2 protein-coding genes and 3 pseudogenes are annotated in these 6,258 nt (G+C 75.3%); all 5 read right to left on the bottom strand.

The window, feature by feature from the left end; translation table 11 throughout:
• Positions 1-1,012 (bottom strand): annotated as a pseudogene (locus UG55_RS26590) (beta-ketoacyl synthase N-terminal-like domain-containing protein); the annotation flags it as partial.
• A 1-nt stretch (position 1,013) separates the two neighbouring features.
• Positions 1,014-1,290 (bottom strand): beta-ketoacyl synthase N-terminal-like domain-containing protein (locus tag UG55_RS44830; RefSeq protein WP_242425159.1); only part of this gene is annotated, 277 nt, incomplete at its 3' end.
• Positions 1,291-1,386: 96 nt separating this feature from the next.
• The gene (locus UG55_RS48410) at positions 1,387-2,784 is read right to left on the bottom strand and encodes an SDR family NAD(P)-dependent oxidoreductase (RefSeq protein WP_396231030.1); all 1,398 of its coding nucleotides are present in this window, start codon (positions 2,782-2,784) and stop codon (positions 1,387-1,389) included.
• Between the two features lies 1 nt (position 2,785).
• A pseudogene (locus UG55_RS48405) lies at positions 2,786-6,104 on the bottom strand (acyltransferase domain-containing protein); the annotation flags it as partial.
• Position 6,105: 1 nt separating this feature from the next.
• Positions 6,106-6,249 (bottom strand): annotated as a pseudogene (locus UG55_RS48400) (polyketide synthase); the annotation flags it as partial.
• Positions 6,250-6,258 lie beyond the last annotated feature (9 nt).

Here is a 6,258-nt window from a genome sequence, read left to right as displayed (position 1 = left end):
TGGGTGAGGAGTTGGATGTTGCCGGTGTTCCAGTCGACGTGGGGGGTGGGTTCGTCGACGTGCAGGGTGCGGGGGAGTGTGTGGTGGTGGAGGGCCTGGACGATTTTGATGATTCCGCCTGCTCTGGGTGTGGCCGATGTTGGACTTGAGGCTGCCGAGCCACAACGGCCGGTCTGCCGGGCGGTCCTTGCCGTAGGTGGCGAGCAGGGCTTGGGCTTCGATGGGGTCGCCGAGGCGGGTGCCGGTGCCGTGGGCTTCGACGGCGTCGATGTCGGTGGGGGTGAGGCCGGCGTCGGCGAGGGCCCGGCGGATCACCCGCTGCTGGGAGGGCCCGTTGGGAGCCGAGAGCTGGCCGCTGGTGCCGTCCTGGTTCACGGCCGAGCCGCGGACGACGGCGAGCACCGGGTGGTTGTTGCGCCGGGCGTCGGAAAGCCGCTCCACCAGCAGCAGACCGACTCCCTCACCCCAGCCGGTGCCGTCCGCGGCGGCCGAGAACGCCTTGCACCGTCCGTCCGGTGACAGCCCGCGCTGCCGGCTGAACTCCACGAACAGCCCGGGAGTCGCGATCACGGTGGCGCCGCCGGCGAGGGCGAGGTCGCATTCGCCGCGGCGCAGTGACTGCGCGGCGAGGTGCAGGGCGACCAGTGAGGAGGAGCAGGCGGTGTCGACGGTGACCGCCGGGCCCTCCAGCCCGAACGTGTAGGAGATGCGCCCCGAGGCGACCGACCCGGCGCTGCCGATGCCCACGTACCCTTCGAGCCCGTCCGGGGCCTTCCGGATCCGTCCGCCGTAGTCGCTGTACATGACGCCGGCGAAGACGCCGGTGCGGGAGCCGCGCAGGGTGTCGGGGGCGATGCCGGCGCGTTCGAACGCCTCCCAGGAGGTTTCCAGCAGCAGTCGCTGCTGGGGGTCCATGGCGGTCGCCTCGCGGGGGGAGATGCCGAAGAACGCCGGGTCGAACAGATCGGCGTCGTGCAGGAACCCGCCCTCGCGGGCATAGGTGTGCCCGACCNGCTCCGGATCCGGGTCGAACAGGCTGGCGACGTCCCACCCGCGGTTGTCGGGGAAGGGCGAGATCGCGTCGGTGCCGGAGGAGACCACCCGCCACAGGTCCTCGGGTGAGCGGACCCCGCCCGGGTAGCGGCAGGCCATGCCGACGATCGCGATCGGTTCGGTGCGCTCGGCCTCGAGCTCGGACAGCCGTGCCCGGGTGCTGAGCAGGTCGCTGGTGACCCGCTTCAGGTAGTCGCGCAGCCGGGTCTCCGTGGCGGTATTCGCCTCGTTCGTCATGGGACGTCACCTCTCTGCGTCCGGCGGGCGAGGAGCCGCCCGGGCGTTCGACAGCGGGTCGTGGGCCGGTTCACCGGCGGGTTGCCGGCGTGGTGGTCAGTCGGCTCCGAGGTGCCCGTCGATGAGCTCGAACAGTTCGTCGTCCGAGGCCGCGTCGAGGGCGGGAGCGGCGGAAGCGGCGGAAGCGGCGGAAGCGGCGGGAGCGAGGGTCGGGGCACTGCCCGCCAGGCCCGGGCCGAAGCGGGCGAGCAGTGCGGACAGCCGGGTGGCCAGCTGTTCATGCAGCGCGTCGACGGAGCCGGCCGGCCCGGCGTCGGCGAGGACTGCCTCCAGCTCGTCCAGGCGTGCCAGCGCGTCGGCCGCGCCGCCGGGCAGCGCCCCGGCGAGCTCGGCCAGCAGGTGCGTGGCGAGTGCCTCGACCGTCGGGTGGTCGAACAGCAGCATCGTCGGGAGACGCAGGCCGGTGGTGGCCCCCAGCCGGTTGCGCAGTTCCACCGCGGTGAGCGAGTCGAAACCCACGTCGAGCAGCCCCCGGTCGACCGGGATCGGGTAACCGGCCGGATGCCCGAGCACCTCGGCGACCACGCCGCGCACCAGTTCCCGGGCCACCCGGGGCCGTTCCCGGGCGGGTGTCTCGCGCAGTTGGCGCAGCCACGGCGGAGTGGGGTGGCCGTCGGCCCCCGCGGCACCGTTGCCGTGGTGGCCGCCCCCGTTCACCGCGGTGCCGTTTGCCGCGGTGCCGTTCGGGGGCAGGCTGTCGGAACCGCCGGTAGCGGCTCCGCGGGCACCCGCTGCCGGGCCGGCGGCCTCGTCCGCCGCGAGACCGGCGGGCAGCAGCCCGCGCAACGGCGGGGCCAGCCGCCGTTCCCGGGCGGCCGTGCGCAGCGCGCCGAGGTCGAAACGTGCCGGAACCAGCACCGGCGCGTCGGCGGTCAGAGCGGCGTCGAACAGCGCCAGCCCGTCCCGTTCGCTCAGCGGCCGGACGCCGCCGCGCGCGATCCGGGCCCGGTCGGCGCCGGACAGCGCCCCGCCCATCCCGCCTTCCTGCTCCCACAGCCCCCACGCCAGGGAGACGGCGGGCAGGTGCCGCGCCCGGCGGTGGGCGGCGAGCGCGTCCAGGTAGGCGTTGGCGGCGGCGTAGTTGGCCTGGCCGGCGTTGCCGACCACACCCGCGACCGACGAGAACAGCACGAAGGCGTCCAGTGTCGTATCCCTGGTCAACTGGTGCAGCAGCCAGGCCGCGTCGGCCTTCGGCCGCAGCACCGCGTCGAGCCGTCCCGCGTCGAGCGCCCCCAGCGTCGCGTCCTGGGTGACCCCGGCGACGTGCACGACGGCCGAGAGTGGGTGCTCGTCCGGTATCGCCGCCAGCAGCCGGCGCAGCTCGCCCGCGTCCGAAATGTCGCAGGCCACCAGCCGGACCTGCGCGCCGAGCTCGGTGAGCGTCTCGACGAGCGTGTCCGCGCCGGGGGCGTCGGGCCCCCGCCGGCTGGTCAGNAGCAGCCGCTGGACGCCGTGCCCGGTGACCAGCCGCCGGGCGATCAGGCCGCCGAGCGCGCCGGTGGCACCGGTCACCAGCACGGTGCCGGCCGGGCGGAACAGCCGCGTCGGTCCAGCCGCCTCGCCGGTCGCGGCGCCTGGTGCGGTCGAAGTGTCCGCCGTCGGCGGCGTGCCCGGTGCGGGAAGAGCTTCGAGCCGGGGCAGCAGCAGACGTCCCGCCCGCACCGCGATCTGCGCCTCGCCGGTCGCCACCGCCGAAGGCAGCGCCCGCGCGGACTCCGCCGTGCCGTCGGTGTCGACGAGCGTGAACACGCCGGGATGTTCGGTCTGCGCCGTGCGGACCAGGCCCCACAGCGCGGCCTGGGCAAGCCCTTCGACGAGCTCACGGGTACGGGTGGCGACCGCGCCGCGGGTCACCAGCACCAGCCGGGACGACGCCAGCCGCTCGTGTGCCAGCCATCCGCGCAGTACCCGCAGCGCTGCCCGGAGGAGGCCGCGGGCCGACTCCGGGGACGCGGGGTCGTGTTCCGCCGGGTGGCCGGAGACGTCCAGCAGCACCGCCGCCGGCACGGTGCCGTCGGCGGGCTCCGCCAGCAGCCGCTCCGCCGCCTCCCATCCGACCAGTTCCCGGGTCGTCCCCGCGGGGGCGGGGGCGGCCCCGGCCGGCGGGACCCAGACCGGTCGGTACAGGGCACCGTCCAGTCCGCTCGCGGCGAGCAGACTTGCCGGGTCGGCCACGCGCACCGCGAGGCGTTCGACCGACAGCAGCGGGACGTCCGCCGCATCGCTGAGCAGCAGTCGCACGGTGGACCGTCCGGCCGGGGAGACGCGTACCCGCAGCGGCCCGGCCCACGACCCGGCGCCTGCCGCGCGTACTTCGTGCCAGGAGAAGGGCACTCGGATCCCGTGCCCCTGCCCGTCGGCAACCTCCGCCTCCGCCTCCGCGTCCGCCGCGAGTGCGAGTGCGAGTGCGAGCGGGTGCAGGGCGGCGTCGAGCAGCGCCGGATGCGGCGCCGCGCCGTAGGTGGGCACGCCGGGCGGCACCAGTTCGGCGAACAGTTCGTCCCCCCGGCGCCACGCGGCGCGCAAGCCGCGGAACAACGGGCCGTAGTCGTAGCCGAGGCGGGCCAGCTCGTCGTAGCTGTCGCCGCCACCGAAGCGCACCGCGTCCGCCGGTGGCCAGGACGCCGGTTCGGGCGCAGGGGCCGACTGGGCCGAACGCGCGGAGTGGGCAGTGTGCGTGGAGTGGGCAGTGTGCGTGGAGTGGGCAGTGTGCGCGGAGTCGGCAGTGTGCGCGGAGTGGGCAGAGTCGGGCCCGAGCAGCCCGCTGGCGTGGAGGGTCCAGGGGTGACGTCCACCGTCCGGCCGGGTGTGGACGTGTAGCGGGTGCCGGCCGGCGGCGTCGGCCCGGCCGACCACGACCTGCAGGGCCAGGGCGCCGTGCGCGGGGACCACCAGCGGTGCCGCCAGGGTCAGTTCCTCCACCTGGGCGGCTCCGACGGTCCGGGCGGCGTGCAGGGCAAGGCCGAGCAGCGCCGTCGCCGGGGCCACCGTCACCCCCGCGATCCGGTGGTCACCCAGCCAGGGGTGGTCGGCCAGTGAGAGCCGTCCGGTGAGTACCGAGCCGGAGCCGTCGGCGAGTTCCAGCGTGGCGCCCAGCAGCGGGTGGCCGCCCTGGTCCAGACCGGCGGCGCCCAGGTCACGGCCGGTGCCGGCAGCGACCGCGGCCAGCCAGTAGCGGGAACGCTGGAACGGGTAGGTGGGCAGCTCCACCCGAGGACCGGGGCCGAAGTACGCCGACCAGTCGACGCGGCCGCCCGCGGTGTACAGGGCGCCCAGCGCGGCGGCGAGCGTGTCGGGTTCGGGCCGGTCGCGTCGCTGGGCCGCCAGCGTCACGGCCTCCCCTGCCAGAGCCTCCCCTGCCACGGCCGTCCCGGGTGTGTCGGCCAGGGTGTCGGCGGCCATCGTGGTCAGCACCGTGTCCGGGCCGACCTCCAGGAATCCGCGGATGCCCACCTCCCGCAGCGCGCGGATGCCCGGGGCGAAACGCACCGCCTCCCGCGCGTGCCGCACCCAGTAGTCGGGGCTCGCGAGCTCGTCGACGGAGGCCACCGCGCCGGTCAGGTCGGAGACGAACGTGACCGTGGGCGCGCTGACCGTCATCCCGGCCACCACCTCGCGGAACTCGGCGAGGATCGGTTCGACCAGCGGTGAGTGGAAGGCGTGGCTGACGGGCAGTCGCCGGGTGCGTGCGCCGCTCGCGGCGGCCCGCCGCACAAGCTCGGCCACCGCCTGCTCCGACCCGGAGACCACGGTGGCGCGGGGGCCGTTGACCGCGGCGATCGACACGGCCCCCTCGACGTCCGCGAGCAGCGCGTTCGCCTCGTCCACCGGGACGGACAGGGCGGCCATCGCCCCGCCGGCGGGGAGGCTGGCCATCAGTCGCGCCCGGGCGCCGACCAGCGCCGCCGCGTCGGGCAGTGAGAAGACGCCGACCACGTGCGCGGCGGCGATCGCCCCGATGGAATGGCCCAGCACCGCGTCCGGGCGCACACCCCAGCCCGCGAGCAGGCGGAACAGGGCGACCTCGTGCGCGAACAGCGCCGGCTGCGTCCAGGCGGTCGAGTCGAGCAACGTCGCCTCGGGCGTGCCCGGCTCGGCGAACACGACGTCCCGCAGCGGCCGGTCCAGGTGCGGCGCGAAAGCGGCCGACACCTCGTCGAACGCCGCGGCGAACGCGGGGAACGCCTCGTACAGCCAGCGGCCCATGCCGGGCCGCTGGCTGCCCTGGCCGGTGAACAGGAAGGCGGTGCGCAGGGTGCCCACCACCCGGCCGGTCACCTGCCCGGGGCCGGCTTCGCCGCGGGACAGCAGGTCCAAGGCGTGCGCCGGATCGGTGTCGGCCGCGTCGGTGTCGGCCGCGGTGACGAACGATGCCCGCCATTCCAGCGCAGCCCGGGTGCGCGCGAGCTGCCGGGCCGCGTCGGCCGGACTGATCTCGGGATGGTTCGCCAGGTGCTCCCGCAGGCTCGCGGCCCGGGCTCGCAGTGCCGACGGGGTGTGCGCGCTCAGCACCCAGACCGGCGGTGGCACCGCGACCTGGCTGCCGCCCGCACCCGCGTCGCCGCCGGTGCCGCCGGGGTCCCGCGGTGGCCGCTGTTCGTCGTCCGGTGTCCGCGGGTGCTCCGCTGGACGGGTGGCGGTCGGATCGGGGGTGGGTTCTTCGATGATGACGTGGGCGTTGGTTCCGCTGATGCCGAAGGAGGAGACGGCGGCGCGGCGGGGTTGTTCCCGTGGTTGCCAGGGCTGGTTGTGGGNGAGGAGTTGGATGTTGCCGGTGTTCCAGTCGACGTGGGGGGTGGGTTCGTCGACGTGCAGGGTGCGGGGGAGTGTGTGGTGGTGGAGGGCTTGGACGATTTTGATGATGCCGGCGGCGCCGGCGGCGGCTTGGGTGTGGCCGATGTTGGATTT

This window comes from Frankia sp. EI5c, from assembly GCF_001636565.1.
Taxonomy (GTDB): domain Bacteria; phylum Actinomycetota; class Actinomycetes; order Frankiales; family Frankiaceae; genus Parafrankia.
Note: the sequence above shows the minus strand (reverse complement) of the source record. Positions and strands in the feature narration are given on the sequence as shown.